This window comes from Mycobacterium asiaticum (assembly GCF_001668675.1).
Lineage (GTDB): Bacteria > Actinomycetota > Actinomycetes > Mycobacteriales > Mycobacteriaceae > Mycobacterium > Mycobacterium asiaticum_D.
Genome location: NZ_LZKQ01000252.1, coordinates 1 through 16,288 on the forward strand (window position 1 = coordinate 1; position 16,288 = coordinate 16,288).

Annotated in this window: 19 protein-coding genes; 12 read left to right on the forward strand and 7 right to left on the reverse strand. The window is 67.3% G+C overall.

Annotated features, from left to right (window positions below; genetic code table 11):
- Nucleotides 1-128: 128 nt before the first annotated feature.
- The 4 genes from A9X01_RS21615 to mftR are packed head-to-tail and all read right to left on the reverse strand — an operon-like array spanning nucleotide 129 to nucleotide 3,621.
- Nucleotides 129-1,391 (reverse strand): VOC family protein, encoded by a 1,263-nt coding sequence (locus tag A9X01_RS21615; RefSeq protein WP_065122701.1) that lies wholly within the window; start codon nucleotides 1,389-1,391, stop codon nucleotides 129-131.
- Nucleotides 1,384-1,935: an RNA polymerase sigma factor gene (locus A9X01_RS21620; RefSeq protein ID WP_081282531.1), complete on the reverse strand. Its 552-nt coding sequence runs from the start codon at nucleotides 1,933-1,935 to the stop codon at nucleotides 1,384-1,386. The genes A9X01_RS21615 and A9X01_RS21620 overlap by 8 nt, the downstream gene beginning before the upstream one ends.
- A gap of 40 nt (nucleotides 1,936-1,975) precedes the next feature.
- The gene (locus A9X01_RS21625) at nucleotides 1,976-3,022 is read right to left on the reverse strand and encodes a DUF2332 domain-containing protein (RefSeq protein ID WP_065122703.1); all 1,047 of its coding nucleotides are present in this window, start codon (nucleotides 3,020-3,022) and stop codon (nucleotides 1,976-1,978) included.
- Nucleotides 3,019-3,621, reverse strand: coding sequence for a mycofactocin system transcriptional regulator MftR (gene mftR, locus A9X01_RS21630; RefSeq protein WP_155772211.1), 603 nt, complete (start codon nucleotides 3,619-3,621; stop codon nucleotides 3,019-3,021). The genes A9X01_RS21625 and mftR overlap by 4 nt, the downstream gene beginning before the upstream one ends.
- Nucleotides 3,622-3,730: 109 nt before the next feature.
- Between mftR and mftA the strand changes: the two genes are divergently transcribed.
- The 7 genes from mftA to mftG all read left to right on the forward strand — a co-directional run bounded on the left by mftA (nucleotide 3,731) and on the right by mftG (nucleotide 10,316).
- Nucleotides 3,731-3,820 (forward strand): mycofactocin precursor MftA, encoded by a 90-nt coding sequence (gene mftA / locus A9X01_RS21635; RefSeq protein WP_036352637.1) that lies wholly within the window; start codon nucleotides 3,731-3,733, stop codon nucleotides 3,818-3,820.
- A gap of 41 nt (nucleotides 3,821-3,861) precedes the next feature.
- Nucleotides 3,862-4,134 (forward strand): mycofactocin biosynthesis chaperone MftB, encoded by a 273-nt coding sequence (gene mftB / locus A9X01_RS21640; RefSeq protein WP_065122725.1) that lies wholly within the window; start codon nucleotides 3,862-3,864, stop codon nucleotides 4,132-4,134.
- Entirely contained in the window at nucleotides 4,131-5,318 is a 1,188-nt protein-coding gene (gene mftC, locus A9X01_RS21645; RefSeq protein WP_065122704.1) for a mycofactocin radical SAM maturase, read from the forward strand. The genes mftB and mftC overlap by 4 nt, the downstream gene beginning before the upstream one ends.
- Nucleotides 5,319-5,321: 3 nt before the next feature.
- Nucleotides 5,322-6,497, forward strand: a complete 1,176-nt coding sequence (gene mftD, locus A9X01_RS21650) for a pre-mycofactocin synthase MftD (protein ID WP_065122705.1) — start codon at nucleotides 5,322-5,324, stop codon at nucleotides 6,495-6,497.
- Between the two features lie 173 nt (nucleotides 6,498-6,670).
- Nucleotides 6,671-7,417 carry a mycofactocin biosynthesis peptidyl-dipeptidase MftE gene (mftE, locus tag A9X01_RS21655; protein WP_065122706.1) on the forward strand — a complete coding sequence of 249 codons (747 nt, stop codon included), beginning with the start codon at nucleotides 6,671-6,673 and terminating at the stop codon, nucleotides 7,415-7,417.
- 30 nt (nucleotides 7,418-7,447) lie between these two features.
- On the forward strand, nucleotides 7,448-8,866 hold the full coding sequence (gene mftF / locus A9X01_RS21660) for a mycofactocin biosynthesis glycosyltransferase MftF (protein WP_065122707.1): 1,419 nt from the start codon (nucleotides 7,448-7,450) through the stop codon (nucleotides 8,864-8,866).
- Nucleotides 8,867-8,876: 10 nt separating this feature from the next.
- On the forward strand, nucleotides 8,877-10,316 hold the full coding sequence (mftG, locus tag A9X01_RS21665) for a mycofactocin dehydrogenase MftG (RefSeq protein WP_065122708.1): 1,440 nt from the start codon (nucleotides 8,877-8,879) through the stop codon (nucleotides 10,314-10,316).
- A gap of 5 nt (nucleotides 10,317-10,321) precedes the next feature.
- On the opposite strand, the gene A9X01_RS31545 is transcribed toward mftG, so the two are convergent.
- Both A9X01_RS31545 and A9X01_RS21675 read right to left on the reverse strand, forming a co-directional pair.
- The gene (locus A9X01_RS31545; protein WP_081282532.1) at nucleotides 10,322-11,005 is read right to left on the reverse strand and encodes a PE family protein; all 684 of its coding nucleotides are present in this window, start codon (nucleotides 11,003-11,005) and stop codon (nucleotides 10,322-10,324) included.
- Nucleotides 11,006-11,067: 62 nt separating this feature from the next.
- On the reverse strand, nucleotides 11,068-12,708 hold the full coding sequence (locus tag A9X01_RS21675; RefSeq protein ID WP_081282533.1) for an MFS transporter: 1,641 nt from the start codon (nucleotides 12,706-12,708) through the stop codon (nucleotides 11,068-11,070).
- A 146-nt stretch (nucleotides 12,709-12,854) separates the two neighbouring features.
- Here A9X01_RS21675 and A9X01_RS21680 point away from each other — a divergent pair, with 146 nt between their 5' ends.
- Nucleotides 12,855-13,460, forward strand: a complete 606-nt coding sequence (locus tag A9X01_RS21680) for a TetR/AcrR family transcriptional regulator (RefSeq protein WP_301336953.1) — start codon at nucleotides 12,855-12,857, stop codon at nucleotides 13,458-13,460.
- Nucleotides 13,461-13,481: 21 nt separating this feature from the next.
- Here the strand turns inward: A9X01_RS21680 and A9X01_RS21685 are convergent, their stop codons facing one another.
- Nucleotides 13,482-13,868: a hypothetical protein gene (locus A9X01_RS21685; RefSeq protein WP_155772212.1), complete on the reverse strand. Its 387-nt coding sequence runs from the start codon at nucleotides 13,866-13,868 to the stop codon at nucleotides 13,482-13,484.
- A 455-nt stretch (nucleotides 13,869-14,323) separates the two neighbouring features.
- Between A9X01_RS21685 and rpsJ the strand changes: the two genes are divergently transcribed.
- Genes rpsJ through rplW form a run of 4 tightly spaced genes read left to right on the forward strand, consistent with a single transcriptional unit; the run spans nucleotide 14,324 to nucleotide 16,270 of the window.
- Nucleotides 14,324-14,629 carry a 30S ribosomal protein S10 gene (gene rpsJ / locus A9X01_RS21690; RefSeq protein ID WP_003873519.1) on the forward strand — a complete coding sequence of 102 codons (306 nt, stop codon included), beginning with the start codon at nucleotides 14,324-14,326 and terminating at the stop codon, nucleotides 14,627-14,629.
- Nucleotides 14,630-14,643: 14 nt separating this feature from the next.
- Nucleotides 14,644-15,297 (forward strand): 50S ribosomal protein L3, encoded by a 654-nt coding sequence (gene rplC, locus A9X01_RS21695; RefSeq protein ID WP_036352668.1) that lies wholly within the window; start codon nucleotides 14,644-14,646, stop codon nucleotides 15,295-15,297.
- A complete protein-coding gene (gene rplD / locus A9X01_RS21700) occupies nucleotides 15,297-15,968 on the forward strand; it encodes a 50S ribosomal protein L4 (RefSeq protein WP_065122712.1) in 672 nt (223 codons plus the stop codon). Before rplC ends, rplD begins: the two co-directional genes overlap by 1 nt.
- Nucleotides 15,968-16,270 (forward strand): 50S ribosomal protein L23, encoded by a 303-nt coding sequence (gene rplW / locus A9X01_RS21705; protein WP_036352674.1) that lies wholly within the window; start codon nucleotides 15,968-15,970, stop codon nucleotides 16,268-16,270. The genes rplD and rplW overlap by 1 nt, the downstream gene beginning before the upstream one ends.
- Nucleotides 16,271-16,288 lie beyond the last annotated feature (18 nt).

Below are 16,288 nucleotides of genomic sequence, written 5' to 3' on the forward strand. Positions count from 1 at the left end.
CGGCGAACGCGGCGCCGCCTCCCCCGAGTCGATGCGTGGTGTTTTTTGGGGGGGGCGCTTCTTAAACGGCCCCCCCCCCGGGGGGGGGGGGGGTTTTTTGGGGGGGGCTCGCGCAAACTACGCAACCTTCAGAACTGGCCCAGGTAGAACCGCGCGCCCTGGTTGTCGGTGCATTCGGCGGTCAGGCCGTACGGCTGCCGCGACGGCTCGGCCAGCACGGTGCCGCCGGCCTCCCGGACCCGCACGACCGCCGCGTCGATATCGGCGACAGTCCACATCGGCACCGTCGTGGCGTGCGGGCTGCCACCGGCGGCCCCCGACATCGGATGCGCCCCTTGCACCTGCCAGCCGTCCTTGACCCGGCCGGGTTCGAACGTCCACCGCAGCACCCGGCCGTAGAAGTCGCGGAACGCGGCGGAATCGGGCACCTCGTATGTCACATACGCCAACTCGCCGGGCCCAGAGCCGTTGAGCTCCGGTCGTTTTGAGGCCGCTGCCGCGTCGAACACCGCGAACGCCATGCCGTGGACGTCGGTGGCGTCCACCGTGGTCCCGTGTGGGGTTTGCTGCGCCTGGTCCGCGGTCCCGCCGGCTTCGGCGATCGCCGCTCGGGCCGCTCCGATGTCGTCGACGGCGTAGCAGCAGAACAGGGTTGGGCGATCCTCGGTGACGTGAATGCCGGTGGGTAGGTCGGTGTTCGTGACGCGGCGGGAGGCCGCGTCAAAGGTCCAGCCCAGGACGTGCCCGTAGAACGCCGCGGCACGCTCGGGATCGGGAGTCGCGAGCGAGATGAAGCCGATGTCGCCATGGCGGATGCCCTCGACGGGCGTACCCAGCGGGCCGCTGAGCATCCAGCGGTGGCCGAACGGATCGATGATGGTCGCGTTGCGGGAACCGTGGGCCTCGTAGATGTCACGCGTGACGGTCGCGCCCTGCGCCCGCGCCCGCCGCAACGCCGCATCGGTGTTGGTGACGTGCAGCATCAGGCTGACCGAAACCGCCTCGGGCGACGGAGCTTTCAGGCCGAGCTCGGGGAACTCGTCGGCCAGATACAGGACGCCACCGGCGATTTCGAGCTCTGCGTGCCCAATTCGTCCGTCCTCCATCACGATCGGCTCGCCAACCATCGCAGCGTCGAAAGCCTCGATGTACCAGGCGATTGCGGCTCGCGCGTCCGCGACGGCGAGATACGGCTGGGCGGCCGGTCGCGGGATCGCGTTGGTGTCGGGTTCGGCTACCGCTTGGGTGCTCATATCGATCCTTCCTAGAGTCTGCGGAGGCAGCGACAGCACCGCCTCCAGGCGGCGCCGCAGTCGCGCGGCGAACGCCGGATCGGGATGCACCGGAAGGTCGTCGGCGTACAGCACGCTGAGCGGATCGCGCTTACTCATGGCTGCCTCCTTCCGGATACTCTTTTCTGAACGCCTTTTTCGCGCGGATCAGCAGGGCCTCGGTGGCGTGCACGGTGCGTCCGAGCAACTCCGCGCATTCGCCCACGCTGCAGTCGTCCATGTAGCGCAGCACCAGCACCACGCGGTGCGGTTCGCTCAGCTTCGCCAGCACGTTCTCGGCCATCAGCCGATCCAGCTCGGTGTCCCAGTCGTCGGTTCCGTCGAGCGGCTCGGGTGGTTCGGCCACCGGCACCGGATCCTGCCGGCCCCGGTAGTGGTCGGCCAGTTTGTGTCGCGCCACCCCGAGCAGCCACGGCACCCCGATCGGCGGCGGATCGTCCCGTCGTGCACAGGCGGTTTGGAACGCCGCCAGGAACGTCTCCGACGTCAAATCCTCCGCGGTCCCGCGGTCCGCGCACCGGCGAGCGAAGTAGCCGTACACCGTCGGCAGCGCGTCGTCGTAGAGCGCCAACAGCGTGCGCTGTGTGTCGCGATGGCGGTCCGGTTGGGCGCTCACAGTTCTATCGTCGTTGCGGGGGCCCATTTTCCAACGGTCTGCGCCGAAAAAATCTTCAACCGTGACTTCAGTGCCAGTGCACCGGCGGCCCGTGGGCATGGCATTCGCCGAGCACCTGCAGCTCACCGCCGGGCCAGCAGGCGACCCGCACCAGAAATCTCAGCGGGCTCCCGGGCCCGTCCTGGGCGGGCTCCATGGTCAGGTGGGCGAAGGGGGAGTCGGCGCGCGCCCGGGCGCCCAATTCTTCGATCCGGGCACCAACGGCGGTGCGCTCGTCGCGGGACAGGTACTGCCAGGTGATCGAATGCCACAGCACGGTCAGCGCGCCGTCGGAGAGCGTCAGTCCGGCGGCGGCGTCGGCCGCGCTCCGGCGCTCCAACTGCGCCGGCACGTCGCGGGCGATCGCGATGGCCCCGCGTAGTCGTTGCAGCCGGGCACGCTGGTCCGGCCAGACGAAGCTCAGCAGACTCAGCTCCCCGTCGGCCCCGGTGACATCGATCGGCGTGATGTCGTAACCGCAGCGCTCGACGATGTGCACCGCGCCGCCCAGCGGCAGGTGACCCTGCCACGCATCGTCGATGAGGACCGGAGAGTCCGCCGGTCCCCACTCGCCGCCCGCATATCCGAAGCGGTAGCGGTCCGCCCGCAAATTCAGTCCGGCACTCGAGCCGATCTCGGAAAGGCGTACCGGCAAGCTGATTTCGGCATTGAGCCGCAACAGCCCGCCGATCAGCGCGGCCGACCGGCCCACCTCGTTGGTCTGCGGGGGCCGTTCCAGCGCCGCGCGCAGCACCTCGGGGCGGCGGCCGGCGACCCGCAGGATTTCGGGCCAGCCCGAGGCGTCCCAGCTGCCGCCCACGCTGGGATACCACCGGCGCAGTTGCGGTGCCCGGCCATCGAGCACCATCCGGTGCAGTCCGCCGACGAGGCGCAGCGGCACCGCTTGGCCCGCGGAGGCGTCTCGATGGTCGGCGAGAATGTCCGCGAAGACGCCGCCGGATTGCACGTCGTCGGCGATCAGCTCGAACAACTCGCCGTACATCGGCGATCCCGAACCGGCGCAGAACCGTCCCTGTGCCCGAAGGGTGTGCAGCAGATGGTCGGTATCGCTCAACGGGGCTCGCCAAGCCGGTCCAGCCCGGAGCCGACGACGTCGAATGCATTGCCGATCGCTTCGGTCAATGCGACGGACGCGTCGCCGAGCCAGTGCTCGTACGCGCTCAGCGCCACCCCGAGCATCGTCCAGGCGACCGTCTGCGGCAGCAGGTCGGTGATCTTCACCCCCAACCGGCGGGCCACGAACCCGGCGATCACCTCCCGCCAGCCGGCATACATCGTCATCGAATAAGCTTGCAGCTCAGCAGTTTCCAGGATCACCCGCATCCGTCTCCGGTGCCGCAGCGATTCACACTCGTCGAAGGTGTTGAATGCCAGCAGGGCTCCGCGCAGCGCATCACGCAGCGGCACCTGCGCGTCGACGCCGTCGAGCAGGTCGCGCAGCTGGGCGAGATGGGTGTCGAAATCGCCCCAGGGGATGGCGTTCTTGGAGGCGTAATACCGGAACAATGTCCGCCGGGCGATGCCGGCCGCTTGGGCGACGTCGTCGACGCTGACGTCGGCAAAACCCCGGGCGGCGAACAGGTCGATGGCGACGTCGGTGATGTGGTGCGGCGTCGTCGAGCGGCGCCGACCCACCCGCGACTCCTGCAGCATCAGACCCGCCCTTCCATTTCGGCACTCGATGCCATATTCTGACCCGGACCACGAGATGTGACCAGCACCACCCATCATTGTCGAGCCCGTTTCACGAAAGGCAATCCGCATGGACAACGAAAACCAGACCGAGACCGAACTCGTCACCGAGACACTGGTGGAAGAGGTTTCCATCGACGGCATGTGCGGGGTCTACTGAGCTTGACCACGCCCGCGACCACGCTCGCCGGCAATACTCGGATGTTCGATCCGGACCGCGGCTGGCGACTGCATCCACAGGTGGCGGTTCGCCCGGAACCGTTTGGCGCGCTGCTGTATCACTTCGGCACACGCAAGCTGTCGTTCCTCAAGAACCGCGCCATCCTGGCCGTGGTGCAGTCGCTGCATGACCACCCCGACGTCCGCTCGGCGTGCCGCGCCGCGGGCATCGCCGATCCCGACCAGGGTCCGTACCTGCACGCGCTGGGCGTGCTGGCCGGCTCCAGCATGTTGGTACCTCAGGAGAGTGAATGAGCGCAGCAGTACCGTCGCTGATCGAGCAGTTCGAGCACGGGCTCGATGCGCCGATCTGTCTGACCTGGGAGCTGACGTATGCCTGCAACCTGGCCTGCGTGCACTGCCTGTCGTCGTCGGGCAAACGCGACCCGGGCGAGTTGTCCACCCGTCAGTGCAAGGACATCATCGACGAGCTGGAACGCATGCAGGTGTTCTATGTGAACATCGGCGGCGGCGAACCGACTGTGCGTCCGGACTTTTGGGAACTGGTTGATTACGCGACCGCCCACCACGTCGGGGTCAAGTTCTCCACCAACGGTGTCCGCATCACCCCGGAGGTCGCCGCGCGGCTGGCCGCCAGCGACTACGTGGACGTGCAGATCTCATTGGACGGTGCCACCGCCGAGGTCAACGACGCGGTGCGCGGTCCCGGGTCGTTCGACATGGCGCTGCGCGCACTCGAGAACCTGGCCGAGGCGGGCTTCGCCGACGCCAAGATTTCCGTCGTCGTCACCCGGCACAACGTCGGTCAGCTCGACGAGTTCGCCGCACTGGCCAACCGATACGGCGCCACGCTGCGCATCACCCGACTGCGTCCGTCCGGACGCGGGGCGGATACCTGGGAGGAGCTGCACCCCACCGCCGCCCAGCAGGTCGAGCTGTACAACTGGCTGGTCGCCAAGGGCGAGCGAGTGCTCACCGGCGACTCCTTCTTCCACCTGGCCCCGCTGGGCTCCTCCGGTGCGCTGGCCGGGCTGAACATGTGCGGTGCCGGCCGCGTAGTTTGCCTGATCGACCCGGTCGGCGACGTCTACGCCTGCCCGTTCGCCATCCACGACCGGTTCCTGGCCGGAAATGTGCTGTCTGACGGCGGATTCGACAACGTCTGGAAAAACGCCCCGCTCTTCCGCGAATTGCGTGAGCCGCAGTCCGCGGGCGCATGTGGTAGCTGCAACCACTACGACAGCTGCCGTGGCGGCTGCATGGCGGCGAAGTTCTTCACCGGGCTGCCCATGGACGGACCGGACCCGGAATGCGTTCAAGGTCACGGCGCACCCGCCTTGGCGGCCGAGCGTGACACACCGCGGCCCCGCGTCGACCACTCGCGCGGCAAGCGGATCAGCACGCCGGTACCCCTGACCCTGTCGATGAGGCCCCCGGCGCACCCGCCGGCCAGGCTCTGCAACGAAAGTCCCGTATAACCCATGGCCGACGAATGGTTCGAAACAGTCGCCATCGCCCAGCAACGTGCAAAGCGGCGCCTGCCGAAGTCCGTTTATTCATCACTGATTTCGGCAAGTGAAAAGGGCGTCACCGTCGCCGACAACGTCGCGGCGTTCAGCGAACTCGGCTTTGCGCCGCACGTTGTCGGTGCCAGCGAAAAGCGCGACCTGTCCACCACCGTGCTGGGCCAGGACATCTCCCTGCCCGTCCTGATCTCGCCGACCGGTGTCCAGGCGGTCGATCCCGACGGCGAGGTCGCCGTGGCGCGAGCCGCGGCCGCCCGGGGCACGGCGATGGGGTTGTCCTCGTTTGCCAGCAAGCCCATCGAAGAGGTCATCGCCGCCAATCCCAAGCTCTTCTTCCAGGTCTACTGGCTCGGCGGCCGCGACGCGATCGCCGAGCGGATCGAGCGGGCGCGGGAGGCGGGAGCGGTCGGCATCATCGTCACCACCGACTGGACGTTCTCCCACGGGCGCGACTGGGGCAGCCCCAAGATCCCCGAAGAGATGAACCTGAAAACCATTTTGCGGCTGTCCCCGGAGGCGATAACCAAGCCGCGGTGGCTGTGGAAGTTCGGCAAGACGCTGCGTCCACCGGACCTGCGGGTGCCCAACCAGGGCCGCCGCGGTGAGCCCGGTCCGCCCTTCTTCGCCGCCTACGGGGAATGGATGGGAACGCCGCCGCCCACCTGGGAAGACATCGCCTGGCTGGCCGAACTCTGGGGTGGACCCCTGATGCTCAAGGGCGTGATGCGCGTCGATGACGCCAAAAGGGCTGTGGACGCCGGTGTTTCGGCCATCTCGGTGTCCAACCACGGCGGCAACAATCTGGACGGGACGCCGGCGTCGATCCGTGCGCTGCCCGCGATCGCGGCGGCGGTCGGCGATCAGGTCGAGGTTTTGCTCGACGGCGGCATCCGCCGAGGCAGCGACGCGGTGAAGGCGGTAGCGCTGGGGGCGCGCGCGGTGATGATCGGCCGCGCCTACCTGTGGGGTCTGGCCGCAGCCGGACAGGCCGGGGTCGAGAACGTTCTGGACATTCTGCGCGGCGGCATCGACTCGGCACTGATGGGGCTGGGCCATTCGTCGATTCACGATTTGCGCGCGGACGACATTCTCATCCCGGACGGGTTCACCCGTGAATTGGGTGCGGGCTGAGCGTCCGCCGAGTCGCCGCGGGCCATACCACATATATGTTGTTCCCGGAATGAGCTATTCGCCGAGTTTGGTACGGGCGGTGCAGCCGTGGCGAACGAGCATTGATTTCTGCTCGCGCTCCGACTACGCGAAAAATAATTTCAATAGGTAGGGCAACAATTGGTGCACGCCAGGTGAATTCGTCTTACCATCGGCGGGTGCCCGTACTCGGCGAACTGGGTTGTGTGACGTCGAGGCAACTGTCGATATCCACCTCCGCGTCAATATTGATTCCGCTGGGGTCCACCGAACAGCACGGCCCGCACCTGCCGTTGGACACCGACACCAGGATCGCGACCGCGGTGGCCCGGGCCGTCGCCGCGCGACTGGACGAGCGATCCCAGCAGGATTGGCTGGTCGCGCCCGCGATCGCTTACGGCGCCAGCGGCGAGCACCAGAGCTTTCCGGGCACGATCTCGATCGGTACGGCGGCTTTGACGACGTTGCTGGTGGAGTACGGTCGCTCGGCTGCCTGCTGGGCGGACCGGCTGGTATTCGTCAACGGTCATGGCGGCAATGTGGAGGCACTGAGTCGCGCCACCGAGCTGCTTCGCTCGGAAGGTCGCGACGCCGCCTGGAGTCCGTGCGCCGCAACCGGCGCCGACGCCCATGCGGGCCACACCGAAACATCGGTGTTGCTGCACCTTTCGCCGGGCGATGTGCAACGCGACCAATTTCTCGTAGGCAATGATGCGCCGCTGCACGAGTTGCTACCGTCGATGCGCCGCGGCGGGATCGCTGCGGTAAGCGAGATCGGCGTGCTGGGAGATCCGACCACGGCCACCGCGGTCGAGGGGAGTCGGATCTTTGCGGAGATGGTCGACGATTGTTTGGGTCGAATTTGCCGGTGGGTACCCGGACCACGGGGGGTCCTGTCATGACGAAGCCAAGCGCAGCGAGGAGGAGCGGCGTTGACCACCCCGACCCGACTTCCTGACGGGTTTGCGGTGCAGGTCGATCGTCGAGTGCGGGTGCTCGGCGACGGCAGGGCTTTGCTCGGTGGTTCGCCGACCAGGCTGCTGCGGTTGGCTCCGGCGGCGCAAAGCATGCTTTCCGACGGTCGCCTGAAGGTCCGCGACGAGGTCAGCGCCCAGTTGGCCCGCACGCTGCTGGACGCGACGGTGGCCCATCCACGCCCGGCGACAGGCCCCTCATACCGCGACGTCACCGTCGTTATACCGGTGCGCGACAACCTCTTTGGCCTACGGCGCCTGGTGTCTTCGTTACGCGGCCTGCGAGTGATCGTGGTCGACGACGGCTCGTCGGCACCGGTCGAACTGGAAGACTTCGCCGGCGCCCACTGCGACATCGAAGTGCTGCATCACGTTCGCAGCAAAGGTCCGGCCGCCGCCCGCAACACCGGCCTGGCCGCCTGTACCACCGACTACGTCGCGTTCCTGGACTCCGACGTGGCGCCCCGGCGCGGTTGGCTGGAGGCTTTGCTCGGGCACTTCTGTGATCCGACCGTTGCGCTCGTGGCGCCACGCATCGTCGGCCTGGCCCAGAGCGAGAACGTTATCGCCCGGTACGAGGCGGTGCACTCTTCGCTGGACCTGGGTTTGCGGGAGGCGCCCGTATTGCCGCACAGTTCGGTGTCCTACGTGCCCAGCGCCGCGATCGTCTGCCGGACCGCAGCTATTCGGGAGGTCGGTGGTTTCGACGAGACCCTGCAGTCGGGTGAGGATGTCGACCTGTGCTGGCGGCTGGTGGAAGCCGGAGCCCGGTTGCGCTACGAGCCAATCGCCCTCGTTGCCCACGATCACCGCACCGAGCTACGGGACTGGATCGCACGCAAGGCGTTTTACGGGGGCTCGGCGGCGCCGCTGTCGGTGCGGCACCCCGACAAGACCGCGCCGGTGGTGATCTCGGGTTGGGCACTGGCGGCCTGGATCCTGGTGTCGCTGGGTTCCGGCCTGGCCCAGCTGGCCTCGATCGTGATCGCCTTGGTGACCGGGCGCCGGGTCGCCAAGGCGATGGACGGGGCCGAAACATCGCTGTGGGATGTGGTGGTGGTGGCCACCCGAGGGTTGTGGTCGGCGGCCCTGCAACTGGCATCCGCCATCTGTCGGCACTACTGGCCGCTTGCGCTGGTGGCAGCGATCTTTTTCCGGCAGTTCCGGCGGGTCGTGGTGATTGCCGCCATTGTGGATGGTGTGGCCGACTGGTTGCGCCGTCGCGAGGCGGCGGTGGACGGCGATGCCGAACCGATCGGGTTGTTCACCTTCCTGCTGCTCAAGCGCGTCGACGACCTGGCCTACGGAATCGGGCTCTGGTACGGGGTGCTGCGGGAACGCAACATCTCTGCGCTGAAGCCACAGATTCGGACATAACGGCTCGCAATTGTCCGCAGCCGAACGGCATAGCGATGTCTTGATCATCGGAGCCGGCAGTGCCGGTTCGGTTGTGGCTGAACGTCTTTCCGCCGACTCACGGTGCCGGGTGACCGTGCTGGAAGCCGGCCCGGGTCTCCATGACGCCGAGCTGCTGTCCCGCACCCGCAACGGGTTCGAGTTGCCGATCGGGGTGGGCAGCAGTCTGGTCGAGCGCTACCTGACGACGCTGACCGACCACCCGGCACGGCAGGTGCCGCTGGTGCGAGGCGCCACGCTGGGGGGTTCCGGCGCTGTCAACGGCGGCTATTTCTGCCGCGGCCTGCCCGCCGACTTCGACCGGCTGGCGCTGCCAGGGTGGGCCTGGTCCGACGTCCTGGCACATTTCCGGGCCATCGAAACGGACCTCGATTTCGACACCCCGGCGCACGGCGGCGCAGGGCCGATCCCGGTGCGCCGTGCATCGGAGATGACGGGTGCCAGCGCCACGTTCCTGGAGGCCACGCAGCGCGCCGGGTTCGATTGGATCGCCGACTTGAACGATGTGGGTCCCGACCTGCCGTCGGGTGTAGGTGCGGTGCCCCTCAACATCGTCGACGGCGTACGCACCGGCCCGGGGGCGGCCTTCCTGCTGCCCGCGCTGAGCCGGCCCAACCTGACCCTGTTGGCCCGCACCCGGGCGCTGCGGCTGCGTTTCGACAAAACGACAGCCACCGGGGTCGATGCGACCGGACCTGGCGGGCCCGTCACCTTGACCGCAGACCGAATAGTCTTGTGCGCCGGTGCGATTCCGTCGGCGCATCTGCTGATGACATCGGGCGTCGGGAACGAGGCGGTGTTGACCGCAGCCGGCGTGAAAGTTGTTGCGGCGCTGCCGGTCGGGATGAACTGCAGTGACCACCCGGAGTGGGTGATGCCCACCGACTGGGACGTGGCGGTGAACCGTCCGGTGTTGGAGGTGGTGCTGAGCACCGCCGATGGCATCGAAATTCGCCCGTACACAGGTGGTTTCGTCGCGATGACGGGGGACGGGACGCCGGGGCACCGGGACTGGCCGCACATCGGCGTGGCACTGATGCGGCCGGCCGCGCGCGGGCGCATCACTCTGTTGTCTCCCGACCCCTGGGTGCCGCCCCGGATCCAGCACCACTACGACAGTGCGCCAACCGATGTCGCCGCCCTGCGTGCGGGGAGCGAGCTGGCGCGTGAATTGTGCAGTACGGCAACCCATATCGGACCAGCGGTGTGGTCAACATCGCAACATCTATGCGGCAGCGCCCCAATGGGTCTCGACGGTGACCCGGACGCCGTCGTCGACTACCGCTGTCGGGTAAAGGGTTTGGAACACCTGTGGGTGATCGACGGATCGATCCTGCCGACGGTTCCCAGCCGGGGCCCGCACGCCACCATCGTGATGCTCGGCCATCGAGCGGCCGAGTTCGTCGGCTGAGCCGCTCAGCCGGCCGCGGCCGACTCGCCCGTCGCTTCGAACCGGGGACTCGCTGGAGCTGCCGGGGCTGCCGCTGCTGCGGCTCGCGCCGCGAGCGGCGCCGGCAGCGCGGAGACCGCTGCCGCCTCCACTTCGGTTGACTCGGCGGGGCTCGTCGGTAGCGACGGGATTGGCTGACGCTTAGCCGACCCCGCCGATCCCGCCGCTACTGCCGACCCCACCGATCCCACCGGCGCAGCCGCCGGTGCGATCGCCGAGCCTATCGATCCGGCTGCTGCCGGACTGATAGCCATTGTTGGCGCCGCTGCCGCGGCCGCCGGCGCCGCATGGGCGCTTTCGCTCAGGACCGAATGTCCGAGCGTCTGCTGGGGCAAGTTCACCGTGCCACTCTGAATGCTCGACACGTTCGCGGCCTCGCTGAGCGCGTACTGCTGCGATCCGAGGTTCATCAGATGCACGAACTGGTCGTGGAACGAAGCCGCCTGGGCCGCGATCTGCTGGAAGGCTTGGGCGTGGGCCCCGAACAACGCGGCCACCTCCGCCGACACCGCGTCGGTGCCCGCCGGGATCAACACGCCCGACGTCGGGATGGCCGCCGCCGCGCTCGCGTCATTGATCGCTGAGCCGATATTGGCCAAATCTGTTGCTGCGGCGGCCACATACTCCGTTGCAGCAATAACGTACGACATACCGCCCCCCGGCTAACCTGGATTGCGCTCGTCTCCCCACGAACTCGCCCCTGGGTCGGATGTTAATTCAGCGGCGCGCCGGCCGAGGCTTTTTCGCTCAAGTCGTACATATTTCCTCGACCGCGGATGCGACGCGCCAGGGGCAACTGGCGTCCGTCGCGGCCGGGTGCCCAGAAGCCGATCACCAGTGCGGCGACTCCGACGATGACGGCCATCGTGATCATCGAGGTGTGCATGGCCGTCATGAAGGCGGTCTGACTGAGTGTGGTCAGCTGATCTCCTTGCGGACCAAGCCTTTCCGCCACCTCGACCGCCTTCGGCAACGAGTCGGACGCCGGGCCGCGCACCGGTTCGGGGAACGCCGTCAGGTGTGGGGTCAGCTCGCGGCTGTATCGGCCGGCCAGGATCGAGCCCGCCACCGCGATGCCCAGCGCCCCGCCCAACTCGCGTGCGGTGTCGTTGACCGCGGAGGCGACGCCCTGTTTCTCGTCGGGGACGGCGGCCATGATGGCCGACGTGGTGGGCGCTGTGCAGAATCCGATGCCGGTGCTCAGGATCAGAGTCGGCCAGGCCAACTCGAGATAGGACGAGTTCAGATCCAGGACCAGCATGCACAGGAATCCGACCGCCATCAGCAGGGTGCCGACGAACAGCACCAGGCGCAACCCGAGCTTCGGCACATACCAGAACGACAGCGCCGAACAGATGCCCAGCGGCACCATGAACGGCCCGAATGCCACCGCCGTCATCAGCGGCGAATAGCCCATGATCTGCTGGACGTACTGCATGCCCAGATAGAAGAAGCCGAAGGTTCCGCCGAAGAGTACGACGATCGTCGCCGTGCCGGTCGCAAACCCCTCGTCGGCAAACAGCCGGACATCTAGAAGTGGCTGCCGCTTGCGGAATTCGACGATCCCGAACATTGCGGCGATGACCGCCCCGGCGGTAAGTCCACCCCACACCTGCGGGTCAGTCCAGCCGCGCGACGGGGCCTGCAGGATCGCGAAAACTCCGATCGCGACCGCCGCGCCGATCAGCAGCGCACCCAGCCAGTCGAGGCGCGGAGCCTCGGCATCCCGGGATGGCGAAATGGTGCACGCCATGGCGAAGATCACCAGTCCAGCAGCGCCCATCGACCAGAAGATGGCGTGCCAGTCCCAAAAACGAAGTAGCAGGCCAGAACCCAGCATGCCGACCACCCCGCCGGACCCCGCGGTACCGGCCCAGATGCCAACAGCCTTGATGCGCTGGTCTTTTGGATAGGCCACCGTGAGCAGTGACAGCGTCGCGGGCATAACGAACGCAGCGCCGATCCCGGCCAGTGTCCGGCCGGCGATGATCTGGGTCGGCGAATGCAGCAGTGCCGGGGCCATCGAGGCCACCGAGAAGATCGTCAGACCGGCGAGCAGGGCCCTGCGCCTGCCGTATCGGTCCCCGATCGCTCCGGCCGGCAGTAGCAGGCAGGCTAATGCCACGGTGTAGCCGTCGACGATCCAGGTCAGCTGGGTCTGGGTGGCCGACGTGGCCACCGCGATGTCACCCAATGCGGTGTTCAGCGCCGTCATCGAGGCGACCACCAGTGAGACGCCGATGCAGGCCACGGCCAGAGTCCACCTGCGGGCGCTGTTGCCGGTGCCTGGCGCCTCAGTACGCTGATCGGGCAGGGAAAGACGTTCATCGGGCCGGAACAGGGTTGCGACCATGCTCGCGCCTCCTTTCGGTGGCGAAGTAGTTGCCGAGACTAATGGTCTCGTGCATAGACGGTTAACCTCGGACCCAAACAGGGAGGTGCGTCACAATCAGCCAGGGGAGTAGTCAGGATCCCCGTCCGGCGCGATCCCGGGCGCGGTTGCTCGAGGCCGCCGCGACCCTGCTTCGTGCCGGGGGTCCGAGCGCGGTGACGGTCGATGCGGTCACCCGCGCCGCCAATGTGGCGCGGGCCACCTTGTATCGCCACTTTCCGAGTGGAAACGACTTACTGGCGGCAACTTTCAACAGCTTGATGCCGACCGCTCCGGAGCCACCGACGGAGGGGTCGCTGCGGGACCGGTTGCTGGCCATCGTGCTGGGGCAGGCCGAAGCCATCGCCGAGGCGCCCGCCATCCTGACCGCGATGGCGTGGCTGGCGTTGGGTTCGGACCTGCAGGAAATGCCGGAACCGCGCCACACCGAGGGCGCCGAAAGCGCGATCAGCACGTTGCGCGAACGCATCGCCCAGCAGTACGCGGCGCCATTCGACAGCTTGTTCGACAGTCCGCAGGCTGCCGAGCTGGGCGAGGTGGACCGCTCGCGCGCGATCGCGCTGCTGATCGGCCCGTTGGTGCTGGGCCGGCTGAGTACGTTGCCGGACTTCGACTACCGCGAATGCGCGCGCGCCGCCGTCGACGGGTTCCTGCACGTGCAGCGCGAGCAGGCCAGCGGTGGGGGCGCAGCGGGTTCTGTTGCCGCGCAGTGATCCCCACTCAACACGTGTCTGTTAGAGGCCCGTCCGGTCCCTGATGCGTTGCCGCACCGCGGACTTGCCCGTGGCCAAGGTCGCCAGCGCCAACCTGGTAGCGCTCCACCGGAATTCGTTGTCGGTGATCCAGCGCACGTACAGCAGTTCGGAATGCTCGAGCAGTTGCAAGGCCTCCAGAATGGATTCCTGCACGGGCCGGGCGCGCAGGATGAGGCCGGTCCGTTCGGGGAATCCGCGAAACATCCAGTCGCTGAAATCCGACAGCGCGAGCACCGCCGTACGTCTGGAAACCTCCGGGTCGAATACCGCCAGGAGTTCGACCGCCAGTTCGGCCGGTGGTGCCCCGTTGATCCAGTCGATCATCGGCTGTGCGGGGTCAGGTTCTCCCGGATTCGGCCCGAACACGGTTGGAAGCGTACGGGTCGGCTTCGGCGGCCGCGCGCTGCGGCGTAAAAGCCCTGCTAGGGTCGATGTCGGCCCGATTCGGAGAGCATCGCGGGCAGCCTGCGGATCGTCACCGCCCGGGATTTGGCCCAAGCGCTGATCTGGGGCATACTGTTCAGGTTGCCTTGCGCCAGGTTCAGGCCTGGCCGGGCATACGACCAGCGCCCACCAGGGGCGCGTCCGGTCCCAACCTTGGAGCGCGACTATTTTGGCCGCCTACGAGGCTGCGTGCGGGTGACACACCCGAGCGCGGGGAGCGGTTGAACCAAGACAGGTAAACAGCGGCGCAGTATCCGGCGCAACGCTAGACCGGCCCTCGCAAGGGCGGCCGGTCCGCGCGCCGGGGGGCACTGAGGTCGAATAACGGCTGAGGTCCGGACACGGGCTCGAAGTGTGGGAGAAGAGGTAGGAGAAGCGTGGCGGGACAAAAGATCCGCATCAGGCTTAAGGCCTACGACCATGAGGCTATTGACGCGTCGGCGCGCAAGATCGTCGAGACCGTCGTCCGTACAGGAGCCAGCGTCGTGGGACCGGTGCCGCTGCCGACGGAAAAGAATGTGTACTGCGTCATCCGCTCTCCGCATAAGTACAAGGACTCGCGGGAGCACTTCGAGATGCGTACTCATAAGCGGCTGATCGACATCCTCGACCCGACGCCGAAGACCGTTGACGCTCTCATGCGCATCGATCTTCCGGCCAGTGTCGACGTCAACATCCAGTAGGGGATCGGCGAGCAATGGCGAGAAAAGGCATTCTGGGCACCAAGCTGGGCATGACGCAGGTGTTCGACGAGAACAACCGCGTCGTGCCGGTGACTGTCGTCAAGGCCGGTCCGAACGTGGTGACCCGCGTCCGGACTCCGGAGCGTGACGGATACAGCGCGGTACAGGTCGCTTACGGCGAGATCAGCCCCCGCAAGGTCAACAAGCCGGTCACCGGTCAGTACGCGGCGGCGGGCGTCAACCCGCGCCGGCACCTGGCCGAGTTGCGGCTGGACGACGAGGCGGCGGCTGCCGAGTACGAAGTCGGTCAGGAGCTGACGGCGGAGATTTTCGCCGACGGCGCCTATGTCGACGTGACCGGTACTTCCAAGGGCAAGGGCTTCGCCGGCACCATGAAGCGGCACGGCTTCCGCGGACAGGGCGCCAGTCACGGCGCCCAGGCGGTGCACCGGCGTCCGGGTTCCATCGGCGGATGTGCCACTCCGGCACGGGTGTTCAAGGGCACCCGGATGTCCGGCCGGATGGGCAACGACCGGGTGACCGTGCAGAACCTGGTGGTGCACAAGGTCGACGCCGAGAACGGCGTGCTGCTGATCAAGGGTGCGGTCCCTGGCCGCACCGGTGGACTCGTGGTGGTCCGCAGTGCCATCAAACGAGGTGAGAAGTAATGGCGGACAAGACATTAAAGATTGACGTCAAGACTCCGGCCGGTAAGACCGACGGCTCCATCGACCTGCCGGCCGAGTTGTTCGACGCTCCGGCCAACATCGCGTTGATGCACCAGGTCGTGACCGCGCAGCAGGCCGCGAAACGTCAGGGCACGCACGCGACCAAGACGCGCGGCGACGTCAGCGGCGGTGGCCGCAAGCCGTACCGGCAGAAGGGGACCGGCCGGGCCCGCCAGGGTTCGACGCGGGCTCCGCAGTTCACCGGCGGTGGCACCGTGCACGGCCCGCAGCCGCGGGACTACAGCCAGCGCACACCCAAGAAGATGATCGCCGCCGCGTTGCGCGGTGCGCTGTCCGACCGGGCCCGCAACGGGCGTATCCACGCGGTGACCGAGTTCGTGGAGGGCCAGACTCCTTCGACGAAGAGCGCCAAGGCGTTCCTTTCCACCCTGACCGACCGCAAGCAGGTGCTGGTGGTCATCGGGCGCAGCGACGAGGCGGGCGTCAAGAGTGTGCGCAACCTGCCCGGTGTGCACATCCTGCCGCCGGACCAGCTCAACACCTACGACGTGCTGCGCGCCGACGATGTGGTGTTCAGCGTCGAGGCCTTGAACGCCTACATCTCAGCCAACACAGCGAACACCGCATCTTCCGAGGAGGTTTCGGCCTGATGGCGACCATCGCTGACCCGCGGGACATCATCCTGGCGCCGGTCATCTCCGAAAAGTCCTACGGACTGCTCGACGACAATGTGTACACCTTCGTCGTGCACCCTGATTCCAACAAGACGCAGATCAAGATCGCCATCGAGAAGATCTTCTCCGTCAAGGTCGCCTCGGTGAACACCGCTAATCGGCAGGGCAAGCGCAAGCGCACCCGGTCCGGATACGGCACGCGCAAGAGCACCAAGCGCGCGATCGTCACGCTGGCCCCGGGCAGCAAGCCGATCGACCTGTTCGGAGCACCGGCCTAGGCCCGGGCGACGAGAGAA